This window comes from Pseudomonas sp. 9.2(2024) (assembly GCF_039695385.1).
Lineage (GTDB): Bacteria > Pseudomonadota > Gammaproteobacteria > Pseudomonadales > Pseudomonadaceae > Aquipseudomonas > Aquipseudomonas paraglycinae.
Window position 1 is genome coordinate 4,166,081 of record NZ_CP155585.1, and the last position, 24,250, is coordinate 4,190,330.

Sequence of the window (24,250 nt, forward strand, 5' to 3'; positions counted from 1 at the left end):
CGCCCGAATGCGCCCGCCAGTTCGCCTTTACCTGCTCACTTCCCCTCGAGCCCATCGTTCATCCCGTCGCCTGCCCCGCCGAACCCGACCTGACCACCTAAGCTTCTGGTCAGCGAGCGCAAGGAATTTTCCACCGCAGAACAACTTTTCATAAAGACGCGACGAGGTTTATCTCCATGGCACTGACACGCGAACAGCAAATTGCAGCCCTTGAAAAAGACTGGGCTGAAAACCCGCGCTGGAAAGGCGTGACTCGCAATTACTCCGCTGCTGACGTCGTCCGTCTGCGTGGCTCGGTTCAACCAGAGCACACCTTTGCAAAAATGGGCGCCGAAAAACTGTGGAACCTGGTCACCCAGGGTGCCAAGCCGTCCTTCCGCCCAGAGAAAGATTTCGTCAACTGCATGGGCGCCCTGACCGGCGGCCAAGCTGTGCAGCAGGTCAAAGCCGGTATCCAGGCGATCTACCTGTCGGGCTGGCAAGTCGCTGCGGATAACAACTCCGCCGAATCGATGTACCCGGACCAGTCGCTGTACCCGGTGGACTCGGTTCCAACCGTGGTCAAGCGCATCAACAACTCGTTCCGTCGTGCCGACCAGATCCAGTGGAAAGCCGGCAAGAACCCGGGCGACGATGGCTACATCGACTACTTCGCGCCAATCGTGGCTGACGCCGAAGCCGGTTTCGGCGGCGTGCTGAACGCCTACGAGCTGATGAAGAGCATGATCGAAGCAGGCGCCGCTGGCGTTCACTTCGAAGACCAGCTGGCTTCCGTGAAGAAATGCGGCCACATGGGCGGCAAGGTTCTGGTTCCAACCCAGGAAGCCGTACAGAAGCTGACCGCTGCTCGTCTGGCTGCCGACGTTGCCGGTGTACCGACCATCATCCTGGCCCGTACCGACGCCAACGCTGCCGACCTGCTGACGTCCGACTGCGACCCGTACGACCAGCCGTTCGTGACTGGCACCCGTACTCAGGAAGGTTTCTACAAGGTTCGTGCAGGCCTGGACCAGGCAATCGCCCGCGGCCTGGCCTACGCGCCGTACGCCGACCTGATCTGGTGCGAAACCGCCAAGCCGGACCTGGACGAAGCCCGTCGTTTCGCTGAAGCGATCAAAAAGGAATATCCGGACCAGATCCTGTCGTACAACTGCTCGCCTTCCTTCAACTGGAAGAAAAACCTGGACGACGCGACCATCGCCAAGTTCCAGCGCGAACTGTCCGCCATGGGTTACAAGCACCAGTTCATCACCCTGGCCGGCATTCACAACATGTGGCACAGCATGTTCAACCTGGCGCACGACTACGCCCGCAACGACATGACCGCCTACGTGAAGCTGCAAGAGCAGGAATTCGCTGACGCCGCCAAGGGTTACACCTTCGTGGCTCACCAGCAGGAAGTGGGCACTGGCTACTTCGACGACATGACCACCGTGATCCAGGGCGGCACGTCCTCGGTGACCGCGCTGACCGGTTCGACCGAAGAAGAACAGTTCCACTGATCGACTTCGCCTGAGCGAACGGCCTTTGCGGACCGTATAGAAAGCTAACCGCATTGCCGAAAAACTGACGCCCCGACTGGTTCGGGGCGTTTTTTTTGCCTGCGGTTTTCCGGGCGCCTCAGGAATTGGCACAACCTGTCAGGCAAAACATTGATCCAGAGCGGTATCCGCATCGCAAAAATCGGCTAAAACGGGCGCCGCCGCTACTTGCAGTAACGCGCATATAAGACAACTTCCCAACTACTGACCCGTTAAACAGTTACCAAACCACTCCAAACGATATCAATTATCATTTAGCGGCAACTATGTTCGTTACATTTCCTACAAAACATAATTCGTGAAATTCCGGCTAATGCCCGCAACGCATGGGCTGCGGGCCCTTCGAGGCGCGCTATGTCCTTATTCCAATAAATAATTTCGCTATAGGAATTTTACTTGCAGGGTGTTTAGCCATAAAATCAGCGCGATTGATTGCTGCGACATATCGTCACTGCCTTATTTCTTTATCAAGCTCAGAGACCTTTGCTCTCTGTTAAGGATTTCCAGCATGCCCGAAGCGACAGGACTCATGGCCCACAACTGGGGCTTTGCCATTTTCCTTCTGGGTGTAGTCGGCCTGTGTGCCTTCATGCTCGGCGTCTCCAGCCTCCTCGGGTCAAAAGCCTGGGGCCGCAGCAAAAACGAACCGTTCGAGTCCGGCATGCTACCTACCGGTGGCGCCCGCTTGCGGCTCTCAGCCAAATTCTATCTGGTCGCGATGCTGTTCGTGATCTTCGATATCGAAGCCCTCTTTCTCTTTGCATGGTCTGTGTCCGTCCGCGAAAGCGGCTGGACCGGATTCGTCGAAGCTCTCGTTTTCATAGCAATTCTGTTGGCAGGTCTTGTCTACCTGTTCCGAGTGGGCGCCCTTGACTGGGCTCCGGAAGCTCGTCGCAAGCGGCAGGCGAAGCTGAAACAATGAGGCTTTGGCAATGCAATACAATCTCACCAGAATCGACCCCGATGCTCCTAACGAGCAGTATCCGATCGGCCAGCGGGAAACCGTTTCCGATCCGTTAGAAGATCAAGTCCACAAAAACATTTTCATGGGCAAGCTGGAAGACGTGCTGAGTGGCGCGGTCAACTGGGGACGTAAGAACTCCCTGTGGCCGTACAACTTCGGTCTGTCGTGCTGCTACGTGGAAATGACCACCGCCTTCACGGCGCCCCACGACATCGCGCGCTTCGGCGCCGAAGTTATCCGGGCATCACCGCGTCAGGCCGACTTCATGGTTATCGCCGGGACCTGCTTCATCAAGATGGCGCCGATCATTCAGCGCCTGTACGAGCAGATGCTCGAGCCCAAGTGGGTGATCTCGATGGGTTCGTGCGCCAACTCCGGCGGCATGTACGACATCTACTCCGTGGTTCAGGGGGTGGACAAGTTCCTGCCCGTTGACGTCTACGTACCTGGCTGCCCGCCCCGTCCAGAAGCATTTCTGCAAGGCTTGATGCTGTTGCAGGAATCCATTGGCCAGGAGCGTCGCCCACTTTCCTGGGTCGTTGGCGATCAAGGCGTTTATCGCGCCGACATGCCTTCGCAGAAGGAACAGCGCCGCGAACAGCGAATCGCAGTCACCAACCTGCGCAGCCCTGACGAAGTCTGATCCAGTCTGTTTCAAAGAAACGAGAAGCTGGCTTCATTCTTTACGTTGACCGAAAGCGAAAAAATAACCATGACTACAGGCAGTGCTCTGTACATCCCGCCTTATAAGGCAGACGACCAGGATGTGGTCGTCGAACTGAACAACCGTTTTGGCGCCGAAGCGTTCACCGCTCAGCCGACCCGCACCGGCATGCCGGTGCTGTGGGTGGCTCGCGCCAGATTCGTCGAAGTCCTGACCTTCCTGCGCAACCTGCCCAAGCCGTACGTCATGCTCTATGACCTGCACGGCGTGGACGAGCGTCTGCGCACCAAGCGTCAAGGGCTGCCGAGCGGTGCCGATTTCACCGTGTTCTATCACCTCATGTCGCTGGAACGTAATAGTGACGTGATGATCAAGGTCGCCTTGTCCGAGAGCGACCTCAGCTTGCCGACCGTCACCAGCATCTGGCCGAACGCCAACTGGTACGAGCGTGAAGTCTGGGACATGTACGGCATCGACTTCAAAGGTCACCCGCACCTGTCGCGCATCATGATGCCGCCGACCTGGGAAGGTCACCCGCTGCGCAAGGACTTCCCGGCGCGCGCCACCGAATTCGATCCGTTCAGCCTGAACCTGGCCAAGCAACAGCTTGAGGAAGAAGCCGCGCGTTTCCGTCCTGAAGACTGGGGCATGAAGCGTTCCGGGGCGAACGAGGACTACATGTTCCTCAACCTGGGCCCGAACCATCCTTCGGCTCACGGTGCGTTCCGCATCATCCTGCAACTGGACGGTGAAGAGATCGTCGACTGCGTTCCGGACATCGGTTACCACCACCGTGGTGCCGAGAAGATGGCCGAGCGTCAGTCCTGGCACAGCTTCATTCCTTACACCGACCGTATCGACTACCTCGGCGGCGTGATGAACAACCTGCCGTACGTGCTCTCGGTCGAGAAGCTGGCCGGCATCAAGGTGCCAGAGAAGGTCGACGTCATCCGCATCATGATGGCCGAGTTCTTCCGGATCACCAGCCACCTGCTGTTCCTGGGTACCTACATCCAGGACGTCGGCGCCATGACTCCGGTGTTCTTCACCTTCACCGACCGCCAGAAGGCGTACACGGTGATCGAAGCCATCACCGGTTTCCGTCTGCACCCGGCCTGGTACCGCATCGGTGGCGTCGCCCACGACCTGCCGCGCGGCTGGGAAAAACTGGTGAAAGACTTCGTTGAATGGCTGCCAAAGCGCCTCGACGAATACACCAAGGCCGCCCTGCAGAACAGCATCCTCAAGGGTCGTACCATCGGCGTTGCCCAGTACAACACCAAAGAGGCCCTGGAATGGGGCGTCACCGGTGCCGGCCTGCGTTCCACGGGTTGCGATTTCGACCTGCGTAAAGCGCGTCCGTACTCCGGCTACGAGAACTTCGAATTCGAAGTACCGCTGGCTGCCAACGGCGATGCCTACGACCGCTGCATGGTTCGCGTCGAAGAGATGCGCCAGAGCGTCAAGATCATCGACCAATGCCTGCGCAACATGCCGGAAGGCCCGTACAAGGCGGATCACCCGCTGACCACGCCGCCGCCGAAAGAGCGCACGCTGCAGCACATCGAAACCCTGATCACGCACTTCCTGCAGGTTTCGTGGGGCCCGGTCATGCCGGCCAACGAATCCTTCCAGATGATCGAAGCGACCAAGGGCATCAACAGTTATTACCTGACGAGCGACGGCGGCACCATGAGCTACCGTACCCGGATCCGTACTCCGAGCTTCCCGCATCTGCAACAGATCCCTTCGGTGATCAAAGGCAGCATGGTCGCGGACCTGATTGCGTACCTGGGTAGTATCGATTTCGTTATGGCCGACGTGGACCGCTAAGCATGAACAGCACGCTTATCCAGACAGACCGTTTCACCTTGAGTGAAACCGAGCGCTCGGCCATCGAGCACGAGCTGCATCACTACGAAGACCCGCGCGCGGCGTCGATCGAAGCCCTGAAGATCGTTCAGAAGGAACGCGGCTGGGTGCCGGACGGCGCCCTGTACGCCATCGGCGAGATCCTTGGCATCCCGGCCAGCGACGTTGAAGGCGTGGCCACGTTCTACAGCCAGATCTTCCGTCAGCCGGTCGGCCGTCACATCATTCGCGTCTGCGACAGCATGGTCTGCTACATCGGCGGCCACGAGTCGGTGGTCAGCGAAATCCAGAACAACCTGGGTATCGGCCTGGGTCAGACCACTGCCGACGGTCGCTTCACTCTGCTGCCGGTCTGCTGCCTCGGCAACTGCGACAAGGCACCGGCGCTGATGATCGATGACGACACCTTTGGCGATGTCCAGCCTGCCGGCGTCGCCAAACTGCTCGAGGGCTACGTATGACCCTGACTTCTTTCGGCCCGGCCAACCGCATCCAGCGTTCGGCCGAGACTCACCCGCTGACCTGGCGCCTGCGTGACGACGGCGAAGCCGTGTGGCTCGACGAGTACCAGGCCAAGAACGGTTACGCCGCTGCGCGCAAGGCCTTCGCCGACATGGATCAGGACGCCATCGTCCAGACCGTGAAAGACGCCGGCCTCAAGGGTCGCGGCGGTGCAGGCTTCCCCACTGGCGTGAAGTGGGGCCTGATGCCAAAAGACGAATCCATCAACATCCGCTACCTGCTGTGCAACGCGGATGAAATGGAGCCGAACACCTGGAAAGACCGCATGCTGATGGAGCAACTGCCCCATCTGCTGATCGAAGGCATGCTGATCAGCGCCCGCGCGCTGAAAACCTACCGTGGCTACATCTTCCTGCGTGGCGAGTACACCACCGCTGCCAAGCACCTGAACCGTGCCGTGGAAGAAGCCAAGGCTGCCGGCCTGCTGGGCAAGAACATCCTGGGCAGCGGCTTCGATTTCGAGCTGTTCGTCCACACCGGCGCCGGGCGTTACATCTGCGGTGAAGAAACCGCACTGATCAACTCCCTCGAAGGTCGCCGCGCCAACCCGCGCTCCAAACCACCCTTCCCTGCCGCCGTTGGCGTGTGGGGCAAGCCGACCTGCGTGAACAACGTTGAAACCCTGTGCAACGTGCCGGCGATCATTGCCGACGGCGTGGACTGGTACAAATCGTTGGCCCGCGACGGCAGCGAAGACATGGGCACCAAGCTCATGGGCTTCTCCGGCAAGGTCAAGAACCCTGGCCTTTGGGAACTGCCATTCGGCGTGACCGGTCGCGAACTGTTCGAAGACTACGCCGGCGGCATGCGCGACGGCTTCAAGCTGAAAGCCTGGCAGCCAGGCGGCGCCGGTACCGGTTTCCTGTTGCCGGAACACCTCGACGCACAAATGTACGCCGGCGGCATCGCCAAAGTGGGCACCCGTATGGGTACCGGCCTGGCCATGGCGGTGGACGACAGCGTCAACATGGTGTCCCTGCTGCGCAACATGGAGCAGTTCTTCGCTCGCGAATCCTGCGGCTTCTGCACCCCGTGCCGTGATGGTTTGCCATGGAGCGTCAAGCTCTTGATGGCGATCGAACAAGGTCGCGGCCAGCCAGGCGACATCGAGACCCTGCTGGGTCTGGTCAACTTCCTCGGCCCGGGCAAGACCTTCTGTGCTCACGCACCGGGTGCCGTGGAGCCGTTGGGCAGTGCCATCAAATACTTCCGTCCAGAGTTCGAAGCCGGTATCGCGCCTGCAAGCGCCACCGTCCCGCCTCTGGCGAAGCCGATCGTAGTCGGCGCGTAAACGCTTAGAAAAGGCGAAGGGTCCGTGCCCTTCGCCTTTCGTCCGATGACGCCTTTCGGGGCTGACTGGATTCGGACGGATAACAAGATTCCATTAGCCACGCCCGCTGACACCGGGCCAACGAAGACCTTTGAACCATGGCCACTATCCACGTAGACGGCAAAGCGCTCGAAGTCGACGGGGCAGACAACCTGTTACAGGCATGTCTGTCGCTGGGCCTCGACATCCCTTATTTCTGCTGGCACCCCGCGCTTGGTAGCGTCGGGGCCTGCCGCCAGTGCGCGGTCAAGCAGTACACCGACGAGAACGACACCCGTGGTCGCATCGTCATGTCCTGCATGACCCCTGCCACCGACAACACTTGGATCTCCATCGACGATGAAGAATCCAAGGCGTTTCGCGCCAGTGTTGTTGAATGGCTGATGACCAACCACCCGCACGACTGCCCTGTGTGCGAGGAAGGCGGTCACTGCCACCTGCAAGACATGACCGTGATGACCGGCCACAACGAGCGCCGTTATCGCTTCACCAAACGTACCCACCAGAACCAGCAACTGGGCCCGTTCATTTCCCACGAAATGAACCGCTGCATCGCCTGCTACCGCTGCGTGCGTTTCTATAAGGATTACGCCGGCGGCACCGACCTCGGTGTATTTGGCGCCCACGACAACGTGTACTTCGGTCGCGTTGAAGACGGCACCCTCGAAAGCGAGTTCTCCGGCAACCTCACCGAGGTCTGCCCGACCGGTGTGTTCACCGACAAGACTCACTCCGAGCGCTACAACCGCAAGTGGGACATGCAGTTCTCGCCGAGCATCTGCCATGGCTGCTCGAGCGGTTGCAACATCTCCCCGGGCGAGCGTTACGGCGAACTGCGTCGCATCGAAAACCGTTACAACGGTTCGGTGAACCAGTACTTCCTGTGCGACCGTGGCCGTTTCGGTTATGGCTACGTCAACCGCACCGACCGTCCACGTCAGCCGCTGCTGGCCGACGGCACCAAGCTTGGCCTGGATGCTGCGCTGGACAAAGCCGCTGACCTGCTGCGCGGTCGCAACATCGTCGGTATCGGTTCGCCGCGTGCCAGCCTGGAAAGCAACTACGCGTTGCGTGAACTGGTCGGCGCCGAGCACTTCTACTCCGGTATCGAAGCCTCCGAGCTGGAACGCATCCGTCTGGTCCTGCAAGTGCTGAAAGACAGCCCGCTGCCAGTGCCGAACATGCGCGACATCGAAGACCACGACGCCGTGTTCATCCTCGGTGAAGACCTGACCCAGACCGCTGCCCGCATGGCCCTGGCCCTGCGTCAGTCGGTAAAAGGCAAGGCCGAAGACATGGCCGAAGCCATGCGCGTCCAGCCTTGGCTCGACGCCGCCGTGAAGAACATCGGTCAGCACGAGCTGAACCCGCTGTTCATCGCCAGCCTGGCTGAAACCAAGCTCGACGACATCGCCGAAGAATGCGTACACGCCGCTCCGGACGATCTGGCCCGCATCGGTTTCGCCGTGGCTCACGCCCTGGACGCCAGCGCCCCTGCCGTTGAAGGTCTGGACGCCGAAGCCCTGGAACTGGCCAAGCGCATCGCCGACGCACTGCTCGCGGCCAAGCGTCCACTGATCATCGCCGGTACTTCGCTGGGCTCCAAAGCCTTGATCGAAGCCGCTGCGAACATCGCCAAGGCCCTGAAGCTGCGCGAGAAGAACGGTTCGATCAGCCTGATCGTGCCGGAAGCCAACAGCCTCGGCCTGGCCATGCTCGGTGGCGAATCGGTTGATGCCGCGCTGCAAGCGGTCATCGACGGCAAGGCCGACGCCATCGTCGTGCTGGAAAACGATCTGTACACCCGCACCGCCAAGGCCAAGGTCGATGCGGCACTGAACGCTGCGAAAGTAGTGATCGTTGCCGACCATCAGAAGACCGCCACCAGCGATCGCGCGCATCTGGTTCTGCCAGCCGCCAGCTTCGCTGAAGGCGACGGTACGCTGGTCAGCCAGGAAGGTCGCGCCCAGCGCTTCTTCCAGGTTTTCGACCCGCAATACATGGACGCGAGCATTCTGGTCCACGAAGGCTGGCGCTGGCTGCACGCCCTGCGCGCCACCCTGCTGAACCAGCCGATCGACTGGACGCAACTCGACCACGTGACCGCTGCCGTTGCTTCGAGCACGCCGCAACTGGCGCGCATCGTCGACGCCGCTCCGTCCGCCTCGTTCCGCATCAAGGGTCTGAAACTGGCGCGTGAGCCGCTGCGTTACTCCGGTCGCACCGCGATGCGCGCCGACATCAGCGTTCACGAACCACGCACCCCGCAAGACAAGGACACCGCGTTCGCCTTCTCGATGGAAGGTTACTCGGGCTCCGCCGAACCGCGTCAGCAAGTGCCGTTCGCCTGGTCGCCGGGCTGGAACTCGCCGCAAGCCTGGAACAAGTTCCAGGACGAAGTCGGTGGTCACCTGCGCGCTGGCGATCCGGGCACCCGCCTGATCGAGAGCACCGGTGATTCGCTGAACTGGTTCGCCAGTGTTCCGCGCGCGTTCAACCCGGCCCAGGGCACCTGGCAAGCCGTGCCGTTCTACCACCTGTTCGGCAGCGACGAGAACTCGTCGAAAGCCGCTCCGGTCCAGGAACGCATCCCGGCCGCCTACGTAGCACTGGCCAAGTCCGAAGCGGACCGTCTGGGCGTCAACGACGGCGCATTGCTGAGCCTCAATGTTGCCGGCCAGACCCTGCGTCTGCCGCTGCGCATCAATGAAGAGCTGGGCGCTGGCCTGGTTGCACTGCCGGCTGGTCTGGCAGGCATTCCGCCGGCGATTTTCGGCCAAACCGTTGATGGTCTGCAGGAGGCAGCGCAATGACCTGGTTCACCCCTGAAGTGATCGATGTGATCCTGACGGTCATCAAGGCCATCGTGATCCTGCTGGCCGTGGTGGTCGCAGGCGCGTTGCTCAGCTTTGTCGAACGTCGCCTGCTGGGCTGGTGGCAGGACCGTTACGGTCCGAACCGCGTTGGCCCGTTCGGCATGTTCCAGATCGCGGCCGACATGCTGAAGATGTTCTTCAAGGAAGACTGGACCCCGCCGTTTGCCGACAAGGTGATTTTCACCCTGGCACCGGTCGTGGCCATGTCCGCCCTGCTGATCGCTTTCGCGATCATCCCGATCACCCCGACCTGGGGCGTGGCGGATCTGAACATCGGCCTGCTGTTCTTCTTCGCCATGGCCGGTCTGTCGGTCTACGCGGTGCTGTTCGCCGGCTGGTCGAGTAACAACAAGTTCGCCCTGCTGGGCAGCTTGCGTGCCTCGGCGCAGACCGTGTCCTACGAAGTGTTCATGGGCCTGGCCCTGATGGGCATCGTGGTGCAGGTCGGCTCGTTCAACATGCGCGACATCGTCGAGTACCAGGCGCAGAACCTGTGGTTCATCATTCCGCAGTTCTTCGGCTTCTGTACCTTCTTCATCGCTGGCGTGGCCGTGACTCACCGTCACCCGTTCGACCAGCCGGAAGCGGAACAGGAACTGGCCGACGGTTACCACATTGAATACGCCGGTATGAAATGGGGCATGTTCTTCGTCGGTGAATACATCGGCATCATCCTGATCTCGGCGCTGCTGGTCACCCTGTTCTTCGGTGGCTGGCACGGTCCGTTCGGCATCCTGCCGCAACTGTCCTTCGTCTGGTTCGCACTGAAGACCGCGTTCTTCATCATGCTGTTCATCCTGCTGCGCGCTTCCATCCCGCGTCCGCGTTATGACCAGGTGATGGATTTCAGCTGGAAATTCTGCCTGCCACTGACCCTGATCAATTTGCTGGTGACCGCTGCAATCGTGTTGTGGAACACGCCTGCGGTTGCGGTTCAGTGAGGATTTGACCCATGTTCAAATATATTGGCGACATCGTTAAGGGTACCGGTACCCAGTTGCGCAGCCTGGTCATGGTCTTCGGCCATGGCTTTCGCAAGCGCGACACCCTGCAATACCCGGAAGAGCCGGTCTACCTGCCACCACGCTACCGTGGTCGCATCGTCCTGACCCGTGACCCCGATGGCGAAGAACGCTGCGTAGCCTGCAACCTGTGCGCCGTGGCTTGCCCGGTGGGTTGCATCTCGCTGCAGAAAGCTGAAACCGAAGACGGTCGCTGGTACCCGGACTTCTTCCGTATCAACTTCTCGCGCTGCATTTTCTGCGGTCTCTGCGAGGAAGCCTGCCCGACCACCGCGATCCAGCTGACCCCGGATTTCGAGATGGCCGAGTTCAAACGTCAGGACCTGGTGTACGAGAAAGAAGATCTGCTGATCTCCGGCCCCGGCAAAAACCCTGATTACAACTTCTATCGTGTTGCAGGTATGGCCGTTGCGGGCAAGCCGAAAGGCGCCGCACAAAACGAAGCCGAGCCGATCAACGTGAAGAGCTTGCTGCCTTAAGGAAGAACGATGGAATTCGCTTTCTATTTCGCATCGGGTATCGCTGTTGTGTCCACACTGCGTGTGGTCACCAACACCAATCCTGTGCACGCCCTGCTCTACCTGATCATTTCGTTGATCGCCGTGGCCATGACCTTCTTCGCACTCGGCGCTCCGTTCGCCGGCGTGCTGGAAGTGATCGCCTACGCTGGCGCCATCATGGTGCTGTTCGTGTTCGTGGTGATGATGCTGAACCTGGGCCCGGCCTCGGTTCAGCAGGAACGCACCTGGCTCAAGCCCGGGATCTGGGCGGGGCCGGTCATTCTCGCCGCCCTGCTGCTGGCCGAACTGCTGTATGTGCTGTTCGCTCACCAGAGCGGTCAGGCCATCGGCCACACCACCGTCGATGCAAAAGCCGTGGGCATCAGCCTGTTCGGTCCGTATCTGCTGGTGGTCGAACTCGCCTCGATGCTGCTGCTCGCTGCAGCCGTCACGGCGTTCCATTTGGGCCGTAACGAGGCGAAGGAGTAAGACATGCCTGCTATCCCTCTCGAACATGGATTGGCCGTCGCCGGCATCCTGTTCTGCCTTGGTCTGGTCGGCCTGATGGTCCGCCGCAACATTTTGTTCGTGTTGATGAGTCTGGAAGTGATGATGAACGCCTCTGCACTGGCCTTCATCGTTGCGGGCGCCCGCTGGGCGCAACCGGATGGACAGATCATGTTCATCCTGGTGATCAGCCTTGCAGCCGCCGAAGCCAGTATTGGCCTGGCGATCCTGCTGCAACTGTATCGCCGCTTCCACACGCTCGATATCGACGCTGCCAGTGAGATGCGCGGATGAACCTACTCTTTCTGACTTTCGTATTCCCTCTGATCGGGTTCCTGTTGCTGTCGTTCTCGCGCGGCCGCTTCTCGGAAAACCTGTCGGCGCTGATCGGTGTCGGCTCCATCGGCCTGTCTGCCATCGTCGCGGCCTACGTGATCTGGCAATTCAACGTCGCGCCACCGGAAGGTGGCGTCTACACCCAGGTGCTGTGGCGCTGGATGTCGGTGGAAGGTTTCCAGCCTAACTTCGCGCTGTACCTGGATGGTCTGTCCGTGACCATGCTCGGTGTGGTCGTTGGTGTCGGCTTCCTGATCCACCTGTTTGCATCGTGGTACATGCGTGGCGAAGACGGTTACTCGCGCTTCTTCTCGTACACCAACCTGTTCATCGCCAGCATGCTGTTCCTGATCCTGGGCGATAACCTGCTGTTCATCTACTTCGGTTGGGAAGGCGTGGGCCTGTGCTCGTACCTGTTGATCGGCTTCTACTACAGCAACCGCAACAACGGTAACGCCGCACTCAAAGCCTTCATCGTCACCCGTATCGGCGACGTGTTCATGGCGATCGGCCTGTTCATCCTGTTCCAGCAACTGGGCACGCTGAACGTCCAGGAACTGCTGGTGAAGGCGCCTGAGCACTTCAAGGTCGGCGATTTCTGGATCGTGCTGGCGACCCTGATGCTGCTGGGTGGTGCGGTCGGTAAATCGGCGCAACTGCCGCTGCAGACCTGGCTGGCGGACGCGATGGCCGGTCCTACCCCGGTTTCGGCACTGATCCACGCCGCAACCATGGTGACTGCCGGTGTCTACCTGATCGCCCGTACCCACGGTCTGTTCGCCTTGGCGCCGGACATCCTGCACCTGGTCGGCATCGTGGGTGGTGTGACCCTGGTACTGGCCGGTTTTGCAGCACTGGTGCAAACCGACATCAAACGTATCCTCGCCTACTCGACCATGAGCCAGATCGGCTACATGTTCCTGGCGCTGGGCGTTGGCGCCTGGGAAGGCGCGATCTTCCACCTGATGACCCACGCCTTCTTCAAGGCCCTGCTGTTCCTTGCCTCCGGTGCGGTGATCGTTGCCTGCCACCACGAGCAGAACATCTTCAAGATGGGCGGCCTGTGGAAGAAACTGCCGCTGGCCTACGCCAGCTTCATCGTCGGTGGTGCCGCTCTGGCCGCCCTGCCACTGGTGACTGCAGGTTTCTACTCCAAGGACGAAATCCTCTGGGAAGCGTTCGCCAGCGGCAACCACGGTCTGCTTTACGCAGGTCTGGTCGGCGCATTCATGACGTCGCTTTACACCTTCCGCCTGATCTTCATCGCGTTCCATGGTGAAGCCAAGACCGAAGCCCACGCCGGTCACGGCATCGCTCACTGGCTGCCGCTGTCGGTGCTGATCGTGCTGTCGACCTTCGTCGGCGCCATGATCGTTCCACCGCTGCACGGCGTACTGCCCGAGAGCGTTGGCCATGCCGGTGGCGAAGCCAAGCACAGTCTGGAAATCGCTTCGGGCGCCATCGCCCTGGCCGGTATCCTGCTGGCGGCCCTGCTGTTCCTCGGCAAGCGTCGCTTCGTGACCGCGATTGCCAACAGCGGCATCGGCCGTCTCCTTTCGGCCTGGTGGTTCGCTGCCTGGGGCTTCGACTGGATCTACGACAAACTGTTCGTGAAGCCGTACCTTGCGATCAGCCACATGCTGCGCAAAGACCCGCTCGACCAGACCATCGGTCTGATCCCGCGCATGGCCAAGGGTGGTCACACCGCCCTGAGCCGTACCGAAACCGGTCAACTGCGTTGGTACGCTGCTTCGATGGCTGCTGGTGCCGTGTTGGTCATCGGCGCTGTCGTGCTGGTAGCGGTCTGATATGAACCTTGCGAATTTGCGAAAGGAAACGAGCCCGTCATGATTCTGCCTTGGCTAATCCTGATCCCCTTCATCGGCGGCCTGCTGTGCTGGCTGGGTGAGCGCTTCGGCGCCACCCTCCCCCGCTGGATTGCGCTGTTGACCATGACCCTGGAACTCGCCCTCGGCCTCTGGCTGTGGGCCCACGGTGACTATTCATTTGCTCCGGCGCCTGGCGCCGATCCGACCTGGGCGCTTGAGTTCAAGCACGTCTGGATCCAGCGCTTCGGCATCAACGTGCACCTGGCCCTCGACGGCCTGTCGCTGCTGATGATCCTGCTGACCGGTCTGCTGGGTATCCTGTCGGTACTCTGCTCGTGGAAAGAGATTCAACGTCACGTTGGCTTCTTCCACCTGAACCTGATGTGGATCCTGGGCGGCGTTGTCGGCGTGTTCCTGGCCCTCGACCTGTTCATGTTCTTCTTCTTCTGGGAAATGATGCTGGTGCCGATGTACTTCCTCATCGCGCTCTGGGGTCACAGTTCTTCGGACGGCAAGAAAACCCGTATCTACGCCGCGACCAAGTTCTTCATCTTCACTCAGGCTTCCGGCCTGATCATGCTGGTGGCGATCCTCGGTCTGGTCCTGGTCAACTACAACAGCACCGGCGTGATCACCTTCAACTACGCCGATCTGTTGAAGACCAAGATGTCGATGACCACCGAGTACATTCTGATGCTCGGCTTCTTCATCGCCTTCGCGGTCAAGCTGCCAGTGGTTCCGTTTCACTCCTGGCTGCCTGACGCTCACGCCCAGGCGCCGACTGCAGGTTCCGTCGACCTCGCCGGTATCTTGCTGAAAACCGCGGCCTACGGTCTGCTGCGTTTCGCCCTGCCGCTGTTCCCGAACGCCTCGGCCGAATTCGCGCCGATCGCCATGACCCTCGGTCTGATCGGGATCTTCTACGGTGCGTTCCTCGCTTTCGCGCAAACCGACATCAAGCGTCTGATCGCCTTCTCGTCCGTTTCCCACATGGGCTTCGTACTGATCGGCATCTACTCCGGCAGCCAACTGGCGCTGCAAGGTGCCGTGATCCAGATGCTGGCGCACGGTCTGTCGGCGGCGGCACTGTTTATCCTCAGCGGTCAGCTGTACGAGCGTCTGCATACTCGTGACATGCGTGAGATGGGCGGTCTGTGGTCGCGTATCGCTTACCTGCCGGCGATCAGCCTGTTCTTCGCAGCCGCCTCTCTGGGTCTGCCGGGTACCGGTAACTTCGTCGGCGAGTTCCTGATCCTGATCGGTACGTTCGCCAGTGCTCCATGGATCACCGCGATTGCCACCTCCGGTCTGGTGTTCGGTTCGGTCTACTCGCTGATCATGATCCACCGCGCTTACTTTGGTCCGTCCAAATCGGATTCGATCCTGCACGGCATGGACGGTCGCGAACTGATCATGGTGCTGGGCCTTGCGGTACTGCTGATTTACCTCGGCGTCTACCCGCAACCGTTCCTCGACACTTCTGCCGCCACGATGCATGGCGTGCAGCAGTGGCTCGGCACCGCCTTCACTCAACTCGCTTCGGCCCGGTAAGAGCGCTATGGAATTCACGATTCAACACTTTATTGCGCTTGCGCCACTGTTGATCACCAGCCTCACCATTATCGTGGTGATGCTGGCAATCGCCTGGCGCCGCAACCACTCGCAGACCTTCCTGATTTCGGTGGCAGGTCTGAACCTGGCCTTGCTGTCGATCCTGCCAGCGCTGAAAGTCGCGCCTCTGGCCGTGACTCCATTGCTGCAGATCGACACCTTTGCCTGCCTGTACATGGCGCTGATCCTGGTCGCCACCCTCGCTTGCGTCACCCTCGCCCACGCCTACCTCGGCGATGGCGGTTCGGGTTACCCGGGCAACCGTGAAGAACTGTACCTGCTGATCCTGATGGCCGCCGCCGGTGGCCTGGTTCTGGTCAGCGCGCAGCACCTGGCCGGCCTGTTCATCGGTCTGGAACTGCTGTCGGTGCCGGTCTACGGTCTGGTGGCCTACGCCTTCTTCAACAAGCGTTCGCTGGAAGCCGGCATCAAGTACATGGTGCTGTCGGCCGCCGGTTCCGCGTTCCTGCTGTTCGGTATGGCGCTGCTGTACGCAGACTCGGGTTCGCTGAGCTTCGTCGGTATCGGTCAGGCCCTGGCCGCGACCGGCTTGCCAAGCTCGCTGGCACAACTGGGCCTGGGCATGATGCTGATCGGTCTGGCGTTCAAGCTGTCGCTGGTACCGTTCCACTTGTGGACGCCGGACGTGTACGAAGGTGCTCCGGCACCGGTGGCCGCGTTCCTCGCCACCGCGTCGAAAGTGGCTGTGTTCGCGGTCATGGTTCGTCTGTTCCAGATCTCCCCTGCCGCAAGCAGTGGCGTACTGAGCAACGTGCTGACCATCATCGCCATCGCTTCGATCCTGTTCGGTAACCTGCTGGCCCTGACCCAGAGCAACCTCAAGCGTCTGCTCGGTTACTCCTCCATCGCGCACTTCGGCTACCTGCTGATCGCACTGGTGGCGAGCAAGGGTCTGGCGGTGGAAGCCATCGGCGTGTACCTGGTCACCTACGTGATCACCAGCCTCGGCGCCTTCGGCGTGATCACCCTGATGTCCTCCCCGTACAACGGCCGTGACGCAGACGCGCTGTACGAGTACCGCGGCCTGTTCTGGCGCCGTCCGTACCTGACCGCCGTACTGACCGTGATGATGCTGTCCCTGGCCGGTATCCCGCTGACTGCTGGCTTCATCGGCAAGTTCTACATCATCGCTACCGGTGTCGAGTCGCACCAATGGTGGCTGGTAGGTTCCCTGGTTCTGGGCAGCGCCATCGGCGTGTTCTACTACCTGCGCGTGATGGTCACCCTGTACCTGATCGAACCGAACCTGCGCCGCCACGACGCCCAACTGCACTGGGAACAGAAAGCAGGCGGCGTGATGCTGCTGGCGATCGCTGTGGTTGCGTTCTTCCTCGGCGTCTACCCACAACCGCTGCTGACCCTGGTTCAGCAATCGGGCCTGGCGGGCTGATCGCTCAGCGATAGTTGGCTAGAAACAGAAACGGCACCTTCGGGTGCCGTTTTTGTTTTTGTGGGATTTTGATTTTCAACGCCCTCCCCTTTTTAGGAATTTGCCTTCAAAACGATGAGCAACGGCTGACATCACGCAGTTGGCCTATGCCGTTAAATTCGAAAGTCACCCATCAAGTGGAGATCCAGAAACCATGAAGCGAGATATTTTTTCAGAGTTGATGGACGGCCTAAAGGCGTTAGCCGAAGAACGCAAAGACAAAGTCACCTTGAAAAAAACGCGCGCCCAACGGATCGGAACCATGAAGGGCCAACTCACACTTCCCAATGACATCGATACCTCTCTGCCAGAAGACGTGCTGGATAGCTTCGAACGGTAGAAACGAACATTTGCATACATGGAACGATCAGACCCACCCTGTGTGTGAGTTTCGCCCGCCCCACCTGACAAAATTGTAATTCCCCAATCACCTCCGCGTTATCTGCAGCCTGCAACGATGTCACCCGGCGACCATGCCGGCGGGCCCCTTGTCCGTCGAACAATAAAACCCACGCCGAAGCTCGTTCCCGTTCTGCCGAACCCAAGGAGTGATTGATGGTTAACAACACAAAAATATCGATGGCCGCTCTGGCAGTGGTCGTCGGCGCCGGACCGTCCTCGGTGTTTGCAGAAGAAAAACCCGAAGGGTTTATCGAAGGCAGCAGCCTGACGGTGCTCAACCGTAACCTTTACTTCAACCGTGATCACCGCAACGGTCAGTCCAGCCCTACCGGCAATGGATACTCCGAAGCCTGGGCCCACGGCATCATCGGTAAGTTCGAATCCGGTTTCACCCAGGGCACCGTCGGGGTCGGGGTGGATGCATTTGCGATGATCGGCCTGAAGCTCGACACCGGCGACGGCCGCAACGGTGGCCGCAGTTCGTTCGATGTGTTGCCGGTCAACAGCGACGGTGAAGCACGGGACGAATACACCAAGGTCGGCGGCGCCGCCAAAGTGCGGGCCTTCGATACGGTGGTGAAAGTCGGTGATGTGTTCCCGGCCAACCCGGTGGTCGCGGCAGGTGATTCGCGATTGCTGCCGGAAAGCTTTCGCGGTGTGACCGCGACCAACAACAGCGTCGAAGGCCTGTCGATCCAGGGCGGCCGGTTGCATGCGATGAGTCAACCGGTGTCCAGCGACCTGCGCGAGAACTTCGCGACCTTCTATGCCGGCCCGGTCAACTCGCCGTGGATCGCTTACGGCGGCGGCGATTACGCGCTGAACAAAAACCTGAGTTTCAGCCTGTACTCCAGCCGCCTCAAAGATGCCTGGAACCAGTACTACGCCGGCACCGCCTGGACGTATCCGCTGTCGGATGACCTGTCGCTGTTCGGCGGCCTGAATTACTACAAGGCGGTCGACGAGGGCAAACAATTGCTCGGCGAGTTCGACAACAACATCTGGAGCGGCCGCGTCGGCGTGAAATTCGGCGCGCATTCCGTCGCCCTTTCCCACCAGCGCAACAACGGCAACGACGACTTCGACTACCTGCGCCAGTCCGACTCGATCTTCCTCGACAACTCGATCCAGTACAGCGACTTCAACTCGCCGAAAGAGCGTTCGTGGATGGTGCGCTACGACCTCGACATGACCCCCTACGGCGTGCCCGGCCTGTCGTTCATGACCCGTTATGCACGCGGCACCGACGCCGATTACTCCAACGCCAACGCCGTGTACATGCGCCGCGATGCCGACAGCAATCCACTGACCGACCAGAAGCGCTGGGAGCGTGACATCGAAGTCAAATACGTGGTGCAGAGCGGTTCGATGAAAGACCTGTCGCTGCGCCTGCGCCAGGCCACGACCAGAGCCACGGCATTTGAGTCGGACCTGGATGAGGTACGGGTGATCGTCGAATACCCGCTGGCGATTCTCTGAGTTTTACGAGCAATGCCCATTCACCTTTAGAAGCTCCTTGCTCCTTTGGTAAGAGGTGAATCCTTTGGCGTCCTTCGGGGCGCTTTTTTTTGTTCCGCAAATAACAGATCGATTTCTTGACCGGACAAGCGGTCACCTGCCATCTTCGCCAGCGCTGAAAAACAAGAACAACGAGGGATCGATGAGCGCGCGTAAAAACCTGGAAATCGAATACTTGAGAGGCGCGGCCGTCGCCATGACCCTCTTGAGCCACGTCAACATGATGCTGCCGTTTCACGCCGATACGCTGCTGAGGATCTTTTCTGTCTTCATGCCCTGGACCGGGGTCGATCTGTTCTTCTGCATTTCCGGTTTCGTGGTGAGCAAGGCCTATCTGGACTATTTCGACAAACACCGCGCGCAAGGCCAGCCGGGGCTGGCCGCCGCTTGTTTCTGGCTACGGCGCGCCTACCGGCTGTTGCCCACTGCGTGGCTCTGGATTCTCCTCCCGCTGTTGTTTTCCATTGTGTTCAACCAGTCGAACGCCTTCGGCTCGTGGTACGACAATCTGCGCAGTTTCACTGCCGTAGCAACATTCACTGGCAACATCGCTCATTACCAATCACTGCTGGGTTCCAGCCCCCAATACTGGAGCCTGGCGCTGGAGGAGCAGTTCTACTTCGTCTTTCCGTTTTTTCTGCTGTTCATAACGTCGCCACGCTGGCGCGTCATCGTCCTGTTCGCGCTCATTGCCTTGCAGTTTGGTGTGGATCGAAATCCTTTCGGCCACCCCATGAGCATCCTCACGTACTTCCGCCTGGACGCAATGCTCTGGGGAATTCTCCTGTGCCTGTTTACCCGAACCCGCCTCTATCGGCAGATCGAACCGCGTGAGCTGGGGCAGAGTTCGACCAGATCCATGTTTTGCACGCTGTTTCTGCTCTACATGCTGGGTGCTGTCGCCATACAACTGATAGCCATGCCGATTGCCGTCGGCATGGTCGCGCTCGTCGCGGTGCTGATTGTCTGGCTGGCGAGTTACGAGAAGGGTTACATCTACTGCCCGGCCTTCATGCGCGGTTTCATGCAGTGGGCCGGCTCGCGATCCTATGGACTCTACGTGATTCACGTCTTCACCAATCACCTGAGTACAGAGATCTGGACCCGTGTGGCCGCCAGTCAGGGCGTGCCCCTGGACGGGCGTTTTACCCTTGAGCTGTTAGCGACGTCTCTGGTTTTGCTGGTAGTGCTGAGCGAGCTCAATTACCGCTTTATCGAAACGCCCCTGCGCCAGCGTGGAGCAGAGATTGCCCGCCGCAAACTGAGCCATGAAGCGCCTGCGGTAACTGCCGGCGCGACTGCTGAGCCATTGCCAGTCAAATAACCCGCAAACGCAAAAGCGCGGCAGACGCCAAGGTCTTCCGCGCATGACCACAATGGCCGGGTGCACACCGTGAAAGTGCGCAGCATCAGCTGCCGCTGTTTCGGCAAGCACCCGCCACGCTGTACTTGAGCGTATTGAGCTGCCCGTTCGAATCCTCATAGGTCATCGCAGTGGGGACGACGGCGCAAGCGGGCTGGGGCTTCACAACGCTGACGATTTTCACCACATCAAGCTTCATTCCGTATTCGTAATCCTTCACCACGGGCGCCGCCTTGCCCCGTTCGGCCGCGTATTGCTCCATGGCCTTGGCGTTGGCGCTGAACGCTCGCTCGAAGGTTCGATCACCACCGCCTTCGGCCAGCACATTCACAGACATCGCCATGGCGCCGGCGAAGGTCATCCACTTGATCCACTTCATGTTCAATTCCTCCAAAAAAGCCCGGCATCGGAATTCGGACGACAGGCTTGTTCCAGCGCGGCGTTTTTAAAGGTCCTTGGTGGTGTCGTCTTTCTTCTCATTGACGACAACCGGGTCGCGGGCCTTTTCCCTGGCGACATATAGCTCCATGGAACGGTCGTTGGCGGTCATCATTCGGTCGAAGGTGCGATCCCCGCCACCTTCGGCCAACACCAGCGAAGACATCATCAGAGCCACGGCAAACGCGCCAATCTGTGCAAGTTTCATCATTGATTCCTCATTCAAGTCACTGACGGGATCAAGGTAACAATCCGAACCTTTCGTGACGGTGGCGCCGAAATTACATATCCGTCATGTAGAAAGGCCCGCAATGGCGGGCCTGTTGTTGAGGTAAAAAGTGACTAGGCAGCCGTAAGCGCTTCCTCGTCCCGACGATGCGCCAGCTGATACAGCGCTGGCAGGATCAGCAGCGTGAGAATGGTCGAGGACAGGATCCCGCCAATCACCACCGTCGCCAGCGGTCGCTGCACCTCGGCCCCGGTGCCGGTCGCAAGAGCCATCGGAATGAAGCCTAAAGACGCCACCAGCGCCGTCATCAACACCGGGCGCAATCGCGTCAGCGCGCCTTCATGGATCGCTTCGGACAACGACCGGCCTTCCTCCCGCAAGTTGCGAATGAACGCGATCATCACCAGCCCGTTGAGCACCGCCACACCGGACAGCGCGATAAACCCGACGCCCGCCGAGATCGACAGCGGAATGTCCCGAAGCCACAACGCCATGACCCCGCCGGTCAGCGCAAACGGAATCCCGGTGAACACCAGCAAGCCGTCCTTGAGGTTGTTGAACATCATGAACAGCAGCCCGAACACCAGCAGCAACGCCACCGGCACCACGATCTGCAAGCGCTTGGCCGCTGATTGCAGTTGCTCGAACTGCCCGCCCCAGGTGGTCCAGTAACCCGCCGGCACCTGCACGTCGCGCTCGATCACCTCGCCCGCCTCGGCGACGAAAGAACCGATGTCGCGCCCACGTACGTTGGCGCTGACGATCACCAGGCGCTTACCGTTTTCGCGGCTGACCTGATTCGGCCCCAGCACCAGATCGAGGCTGGCAACGTCCTTCAGCGCAATGAAACCGATCTGACTGGAAGCATCACCACCCGCCGCTGGCACCGGAATCAGCAGCGCCGACAACCCGTCGATGTCCTTGCGCATGGCGTCGGACAACCGCACCACCATGTCGAATCGACGGTCACCTTCATACAACGTCCCGGCCTTCTGCCCGCCGACGGCCACCGCGATGGTGTCCTGCACATCACCGACGTTGAGCCCGTAACGCGCAGCCTTGTCGCGGTCGATGTTGATGGTCAGCACCGGCAGACCGGTGGTTTGCTCGACCTTGACCTCGGACGCACCGTCGACCTTCTGCATCGCGGCGGCAATCTTCGCCGCCGTGGCGTTGAGCACGTCCATGTCATCGCCGAACACCTTGACCGCCACGTCGCTGCGCACGCCGGAGATCAGTTCGTTAAAGCGCAACTGGATCGGCTGCGACAGTTCATAGTTGCTGCCCGGCAGCGTCGCCGCGGCCTGTTGCAGTTCGGCCATCAGGGTTTCGCGGGACTTGCCCGGGTCAGGCCATTGCTCTTTGGGCTTGAGCATCACGTAGCTGTCGGAGATGTTCGGCGGCATCGGGTCAGAGGCGATTTCCGCAGTACCGGTGCGGGCGAACACGCGCTCGACTTCCGGCACTTTATTGAGGATCAACGTTTCCAGCCGCTGCTGCATATCCACCGATTGCGTCAGGCTGGTGCCCGGCACGCGCAACGCCTGCAAGGCAAAATCGCCTTCGCTGAGACTCGGCACAAACTCGCTGCCCATGCGGCTGGTGACCACGCCACTGAGGACGATCACGCCCAGCGCCGCACCCACGGCAACAGCACGATGCGACATCACCCAGGCCAGCGCCGGTGCATACACGCGACGTGCACCACGCATCACCACGCCCTCTTCTTCCTTGACCTTGCCGGTCACGAACAACGCAATCGCCGCCGGCACAAAGGTCACGGACAAGAGCATGGCGCCGAGCAACGCGATGACCACGGTGAACGCCATCGGGTGGAACATTTTTCCCTCGACGCCGCTCAGAGCGAAGATCGGCAGATACACGACCATAATGATCAACTGGCCGAAAATCAGCGGTCGCCGCGCCTCTTTCGCTGCCGCAAACACTTCATGGAAACGCTCGGATCGCGTCAGCAGACGCCCGTGATGCTGCTGCGCATGGGCCAGTCGGCGCAGGGTGTTTTCAACGATTACCACCGCGCCGTCGACAATGATCCCGAAGTCCAGCGCGCCGAGGCTCATCAGGTTGGCGCTGACCTTGTTGCTGAACATGCCGGTGAAGGTGAACAACATCGACAGCGGAATCACCATCGCCGTGATCAGCGCAGCGCGGATATTGCCGAGGAACAGAAACAGGATAGCGATCACCAGAATCGCGCCTTCGACGAGGTTCTTCTTCACCGTGGCGATGGCCTTGTCGACCAGATGCGTGCGGTCGTACACCGGCACCGCGATCACGCCGGCGGGCAACGATTTGTTGATCTGTTCGAGCTTCGCGGCGACGGCCTGGGAAACCGTGCGACTGTTTTCACCGATCAACATGAACACCGTGCCGAGCACCACTTCGCGGCCATTTTCCGTGGCGGCGCCGCTGCGCAGTTCGCGGCCGATGTCCACGGTGGCGACGTTCTTGATCCGGATCGGCGTGCCGTCGACGTTGGCCATGACGATGTTGGCGATGTCCTCGGTGCTCGCCACCTGGCCCGGCGCGCGAATCAGCAATTGCTCGCCGCTGCGCTCGATGTAGCCGGCGCCGACGTTGGCGTTGTTGCGCTCCAGCGCCGTCACCAGATCGGTGAGGGTCAGTTTATAGGCCGCGAGTTTTTTCGGGTCGGGCGCAATCTGGTACTCCTTGGCAAAACCGCCGATGGTGTTGATCTCGGCCACGCCGGGGACGTTGCGCAGTTGCGGCTTGATGATCCAGTCCTGGATCACCCGCAAGTCGGTCGGCGTGTAGGGCGTGCCGTCATCTTTCAGCGCGCCTTCCTTGGTCTCGACCGTCCATAAGAAGATCTCGCCGAGACCGGTGGAAATCGGCCCCATCACCGCTTCCACGCCTTCGGGCAACTGCTCCTTGGCCGACTGTAATCGTTCGTTGACCAATTGCCGCGCAAAGAACAGATCGGTGCCGTCCTTGAAGATCACCGTGACCTGGGACAACCCCGAACGCGACAGCGAGCGCGTCTGCTCCAGCGCCGGCAGGCCGGCCATCGCGGTTTCAATCGGAAAGGTGATGCGCTGCTCGGTTTCCAGCGGCGAGAACCCGGCCGCGCCGGTGTTGATCTGTACCTGGACATTGGTGATATCGGGCACGGCGTCGATCGGCAGCTTCTGATAACTGGCGATGCCGAGGCCGGCCATGAGCAGAACGGCGAGCAGCACGATGATGCGCTGCTCGATGGCAAACTGGATCAGGCGTTCGAACATGGGAGTCTTC

At 60.3% G+C, this 24,250-nt stretch carries 20 protein-coding genes; 17 read left to right on the forward strand and 3 right to left on the reverse strand.

All coding sequences use genetic code 11. The features are described from left to right. Positions 1-176: 176 nt before the first annotated feature. From aceA to ABFB52_RS18775, 17 genes are all read left to right on the forward strand, one after another. The gene (aceA, locus tag ABFB52_RS18695; protein WP_007951455.1) at positions 177-1,502 is read left to right on the forward strand and encodes an isocitrate lyase; all 1,326 of its coding nucleotides are present in this window, start codon (positions 177-179) and stop codon (positions 1,500-1,502) included. A 547-nt stretch (positions 1,503-2,049) separates the two neighbouring features. Next, a complete protein-coding gene (locus ABFB52_RS18700; protein ID WP_003223812.1) occupies positions 2,050-2,463 on the forward strand; it encodes an NADH-quinone oxidoreductase subunit A in 414 nt (137 codons plus the stop codon). Between the two features lie 10 nt (positions 2,464-2,473). Continuing rightward, a complete protein-coding gene (locus ABFB52_RS18705) occupies positions 2,474-3,148 on the forward strand; it encodes an NADH-quinone oxidoreductase subunit B (RefSeq protein WP_007951456.1) in 675 nt (224 codons plus the stop codon). A 69-nt stretch (positions 3,149-3,217) separates the two neighbouring features. Beyond that, positions 3,218-5,002, forward strand: coding sequence for an NADH-quinone oxidoreductase subunit C/D (gene nuoC, locus ABFB52_RS18710; protein WP_129972713.1), 1,785 nt, complete (start codon positions 3,218-3,220; stop codon positions 5,000-5,002). A 2-nt stretch (positions 5,003-5,004) separates the two neighbouring features. Continuing rightward, positions 5,005-5,502 carry an NADH-quinone oxidoreductase subunit NuoE gene (nuoE, locus tag ABFB52_RS18715; RefSeq protein ID WP_003223804.1) on the forward strand — a complete coding sequence of 166 codons (498 nt, stop codon included), beginning with the start codon at positions 5,005-5,007 and terminating at the stop codon, positions 5,500-5,502. Next, positions 5,499-6,854 carry an NADH-quinone oxidoreductase subunit NuoF gene (gene nuoF, locus ABFB52_RS18720; protein ID WP_085745980.1) on the forward strand — a complete coding sequence of 452 codons (1,356 nt, stop codon included), beginning with the start codon at positions 5,499-5,501 and terminating at the stop codon, positions 6,852-6,854. The genes nuoE and nuoF overlap by 4 nt, the downstream gene beginning before the upstream one ends. Positions 6,855-6,991: 137 nt before the next feature. Then, the gene (nuoG, locus tag ABFB52_RS18725; protein ID WP_085745979.1) at positions 6,992-9,706 is read left to right on the forward strand and encodes an NADH-quinone oxidoreductase subunit NuoG; all 2,715 of its coding nucleotides are present in this window, start codon (positions 6,992-6,994) and stop codon (positions 9,704-9,706) included. Beyond that, positions 9,703-10,710, forward strand: coding sequence for an NADH-quinone oxidoreductase subunit NuoH (gene nuoH, locus ABFB52_RS18730; RefSeq protein ID WP_007951460.1), 1,008 nt, complete (start codon positions 9,703-9,705; stop codon positions 10,708-10,710). Before nuoG ends, nuoH begins: the two co-directional genes overlap by 4 nt. 11 nt (positions 10,711-10,721) lie before the next feature. Beyond that, entirely contained in the window at positions 10,722-11,270 is a 549-nt protein-coding gene (nuoI, locus tag ABFB52_RS18735; RefSeq protein WP_007951461.1) for an NADH-quinone oxidoreductase subunit NuoI, read from the forward strand. Positions 11,271-11,279: 9 nt separating this feature from the next. Then, positions 11,280-11,780: an NADH-quinone oxidoreductase subunit J gene (gene nuoJ / locus ABFB52_RS18740; RefSeq protein WP_007951462.1), complete on the forward strand. Its 501-nt coding sequence runs from the start codon at positions 11,280-11,282 to the stop codon at positions 11,778-11,780. 3 nt (positions 11,781-11,783) lie between these two features. Further along, entirely contained in the window at positions 11,784-12,092 is a 309-nt protein-coding gene (gene nuoK / locus ABFB52_RS18745) for an NADH-quinone oxidoreductase subunit NuoK (protein ID WP_003180046.1), read from the forward strand. Further along, on the forward strand, positions 12,089-13,942 hold the full coding sequence (gene nuoL / locus ABFB52_RS18750) for an NADH-quinone oxidoreductase subunit L (protein WP_007951463.1): 1,854 nt from the start codon (positions 12,089-12,091) through the stop codon (positions 13,940-13,942). Before nuoK ends, nuoL begins: the two co-directional genes overlap by 4 nt. Before the next feature lie 39 nt (positions 13,943-13,981). Next, positions 13,982-15,514 carry an NADH-quinone oxidoreductase subunit M gene (nuoM, locus tag ABFB52_RS18755; protein WP_011334963.1) on the forward strand — a complete coding sequence of 511 codons (1,533 nt, stop codon included), beginning with the start codon at positions 13,982-13,984 and terminating at the stop codon, positions 15,512-15,514. A 7-nt stretch (positions 15,515-15,521) separates the two neighbouring features. Next, positions 15,522-16,985: an NADH-quinone oxidoreductase subunit NuoN gene (nuoN, locus tag ABFB52_RS18760; RefSeq protein WP_011334964.1), complete on the forward strand. Its 1,464-nt coding sequence runs from the start codon at positions 15,522-15,524 to the stop codon at positions 16,983-16,985. A 193-nt stretch (positions 16,986-17,178) separates the two neighbouring features. Continuing rightward, the gene (locus ABFB52_RS18765; protein ID WP_102687963.1) at positions 17,179-17,364 is read left to right on the forward strand and encodes a hypothetical protein; all 186 of its coding nucleotides are present in this window, start codon (positions 17,179-17,181) and stop codon (positions 17,362-17,364) included. 215 nt (positions 17,365-17,579) lie between these two features. Then, positions 17,580-18,905, forward strand: a complete 1,326-nt coding sequence (locus ABFB52_RS18770) for an OprD family porin (protein ID WP_129972712.1) — start codon at positions 17,580-17,582, stop codon at positions 18,903-18,905. A gap of 181 nt (positions 18,906-19,086) precedes the next feature. Continuing rightward, positions 19,087-20,268 carry an acyltransferase gene (locus ABFB52_RS18775; protein ID WP_085745976.1) on the forward strand — a complete coding sequence of 394 codons (1,182 nt, stop codon included), beginning with the start codon at positions 19,087-19,089 and terminating at the stop codon, positions 20,266-20,268. A gap of 85 nt (positions 20,269-20,353) precedes the next feature. On the opposite strand, the gene ABFB52_RS18780 is transcribed toward ABFB52_RS18775, so the two are convergent. The 3 genes from ABFB52_RS18780 to ABFB52_RS18790 form a co-directional block, all read right to left on the reverse strand. After that, on the reverse strand, positions 20,354-20,686 hold the full coding sequence (locus ABFB52_RS18780) for a DUF2790 domain-containing protein (RefSeq protein WP_102687960.1): 333 nt from the start codon (positions 20,684-20,686) through the stop codon (positions 20,354-20,356). 66 nt (positions 20,687-20,752) lie between these two features. After that, on the reverse strand, positions 20,753-20,953 hold the full coding sequence (locus ABFB52_RS18785; RefSeq protein ID WP_102717003.1) for a co-regulatory protein PtrA N-terminal domain-containing protein: 201 nt from the start codon (positions 20,951-20,953) through the stop codon (positions 20,753-20,755). 134 nt (positions 20,954-21,087) lie between these two features. After that, the gene (locus tag ABFB52_RS18790; RefSeq protein ID WP_129972711.1) at positions 21,088-24,240 is read right to left on the reverse strand and encodes a CusA/CzcA family heavy metal efflux RND transporter; all 3,153 of its coding nucleotides are present in this window, start codon (positions 24,238-24,240) and stop codon (positions 21,088-21,090) included. Positions 24,241-24,250: the final 10 nt, after the last annotated feature.

What these genes read in the sequence shown, in the direction of transcription:
- nuoE (WP_003223804.1), top strand. Translation starts at nt 5,005, where the DNA reads ATGAACAGCACGCTTATCCAGACAGACCGTTTCACCTTGAGTGAAACC.
- nuoK (WP_003180046.1), top strand. Translation starts at nt 11,784, where the DNA reads ATGCCTGCTATCCCTCTCGAACATGGATTGGCCGTCGCCGGCATCCTG.
- nuoM (WP_011334963.1), top strand. Translation starts at nt 13,982, where the DNA reads ATGATTCTGCCTTGGCTAATCCTGATCCCCTTCATCGGCGGCCTGCTG.
- ABFB52_RS18790 (WP_129972711.1), bottom strand. Translation starts at nt 24,240, where the DNA reads ATGTTCGAACGCCTGATCCAGTTTGCCATCGAGCAGCGCATCATCGTG.
- ABFB52_RS18765 (WP_102687963.1), top strand. Translation starts at nt 17,179, where the DNA reads ATGAAGCGAGATATTTTTTCAGAGTTGATGGACGGCCTAAAGGCGTTA.
- nuoH (WP_007951460.1), top strand. Translation starts at nt 9,703, where the DNA reads ATGACCTGGTTCACCCCTGAAGTGATCGATGTGATCCTGACGGTCATC.
- ABFB52_RS18775 (WP_085745976.1), top strand. Translation starts at nt 19,087, where the DNA reads ATGAGCGCGCGTAAAAACCTGGAAATCGAATACTTGAGAGGCGCGGCC.
- ABFB52_RS18700 (WP_003223812.1), top strand. Translation starts at nt 2,050, where the DNA reads ATGCCCGAAGCGACAGGACTCATGGCCCACAACTGGGGCTTTGCCATT.
- nuoI (WP_007951461.1), top strand. Translation starts at nt 10,722, where the DNA reads ATGTTCAAATATATTGGCGACATCGTTAAGGGTACCGGTACCCAGTTG.
- ABFB52_RS18780 (WP_102687960.1), bottom strand. Translation starts at nt 20,686, where the DNA reads ATGAAGTGGATCAAGTGGATGACCTTCGCCGGCGCCATGGCGATGTCT.
- nuoJ (WP_007951462.1), top strand. Translation starts at nt 11,280, where the DNA reads ATGGAATTCGCTTTCTATTTCGCATCGGGTATCGCTGTTGTGTCCACA.
- ABFB52_RS18705 (WP_007951456.1), top strand. Translation starts at nt 2,474, where the DNA reads ATGCAATACAATCTCACCAGAATCGACCCCGATGCTCCTAACGAGCAG.
- nuoG (WP_085745979.1), top strand. Translation starts at nt 6,992, where the DNA reads ATGGCCACTATCCACGTAGACGGCAAAGCGCTCGAAGTCGACGGGGCA.
- nuoN (WP_011334964.1), top strand. Translation starts at nt 15,522, where the DNA reads ATGGAATTCACGATTCAACACTTTATTGCGCTTGCGCCACTGTTGATC.
- ABFB52_RS18785 (WP_102717003.1), bottom strand. Translation starts at nt 20,953, where the DNA reads ATGAAACTTGCACAGATTGGCGCGTTTGCCGTGGCTCTGATGATGTCT.
- nuoC (WP_129972713.1), top strand. Translation starts at nt 3,218, where the DNA reads ATGACTACAGGCAGTGCTCTGTACATCCCGCCTTATAAGGCAGACGAC.
- nuoF (WP_085745980.1), top strand. Translation starts at nt 5,499, where the DNA reads ATGACCCTGACTTCTTTCGGCCCGGCCAACCGCATCCAGCGTTCGGCC.
- aceA (WP_007951455.1), top strand. Translation starts at nt 177, where the DNA reads ATGGCACTGACACGCGAACAGCAAATTGCAGCCCTTGAAAAAGACTGG.
- nuoL (WP_007951463.1), top strand. Translation starts at nt 12,089, where the DNA reads ATGAACCTACTCTTTCTGACTTTCGTATTCCCTCTGATCGGGTTCCTG.
- ABFB52_RS18770 (WP_129972712.1), top strand. Translation starts at nt 17,580, where the DNA reads ATGGTTAACAACACAAAAATATCGATGGCCGCTCTGGCAGTGGTCGTC.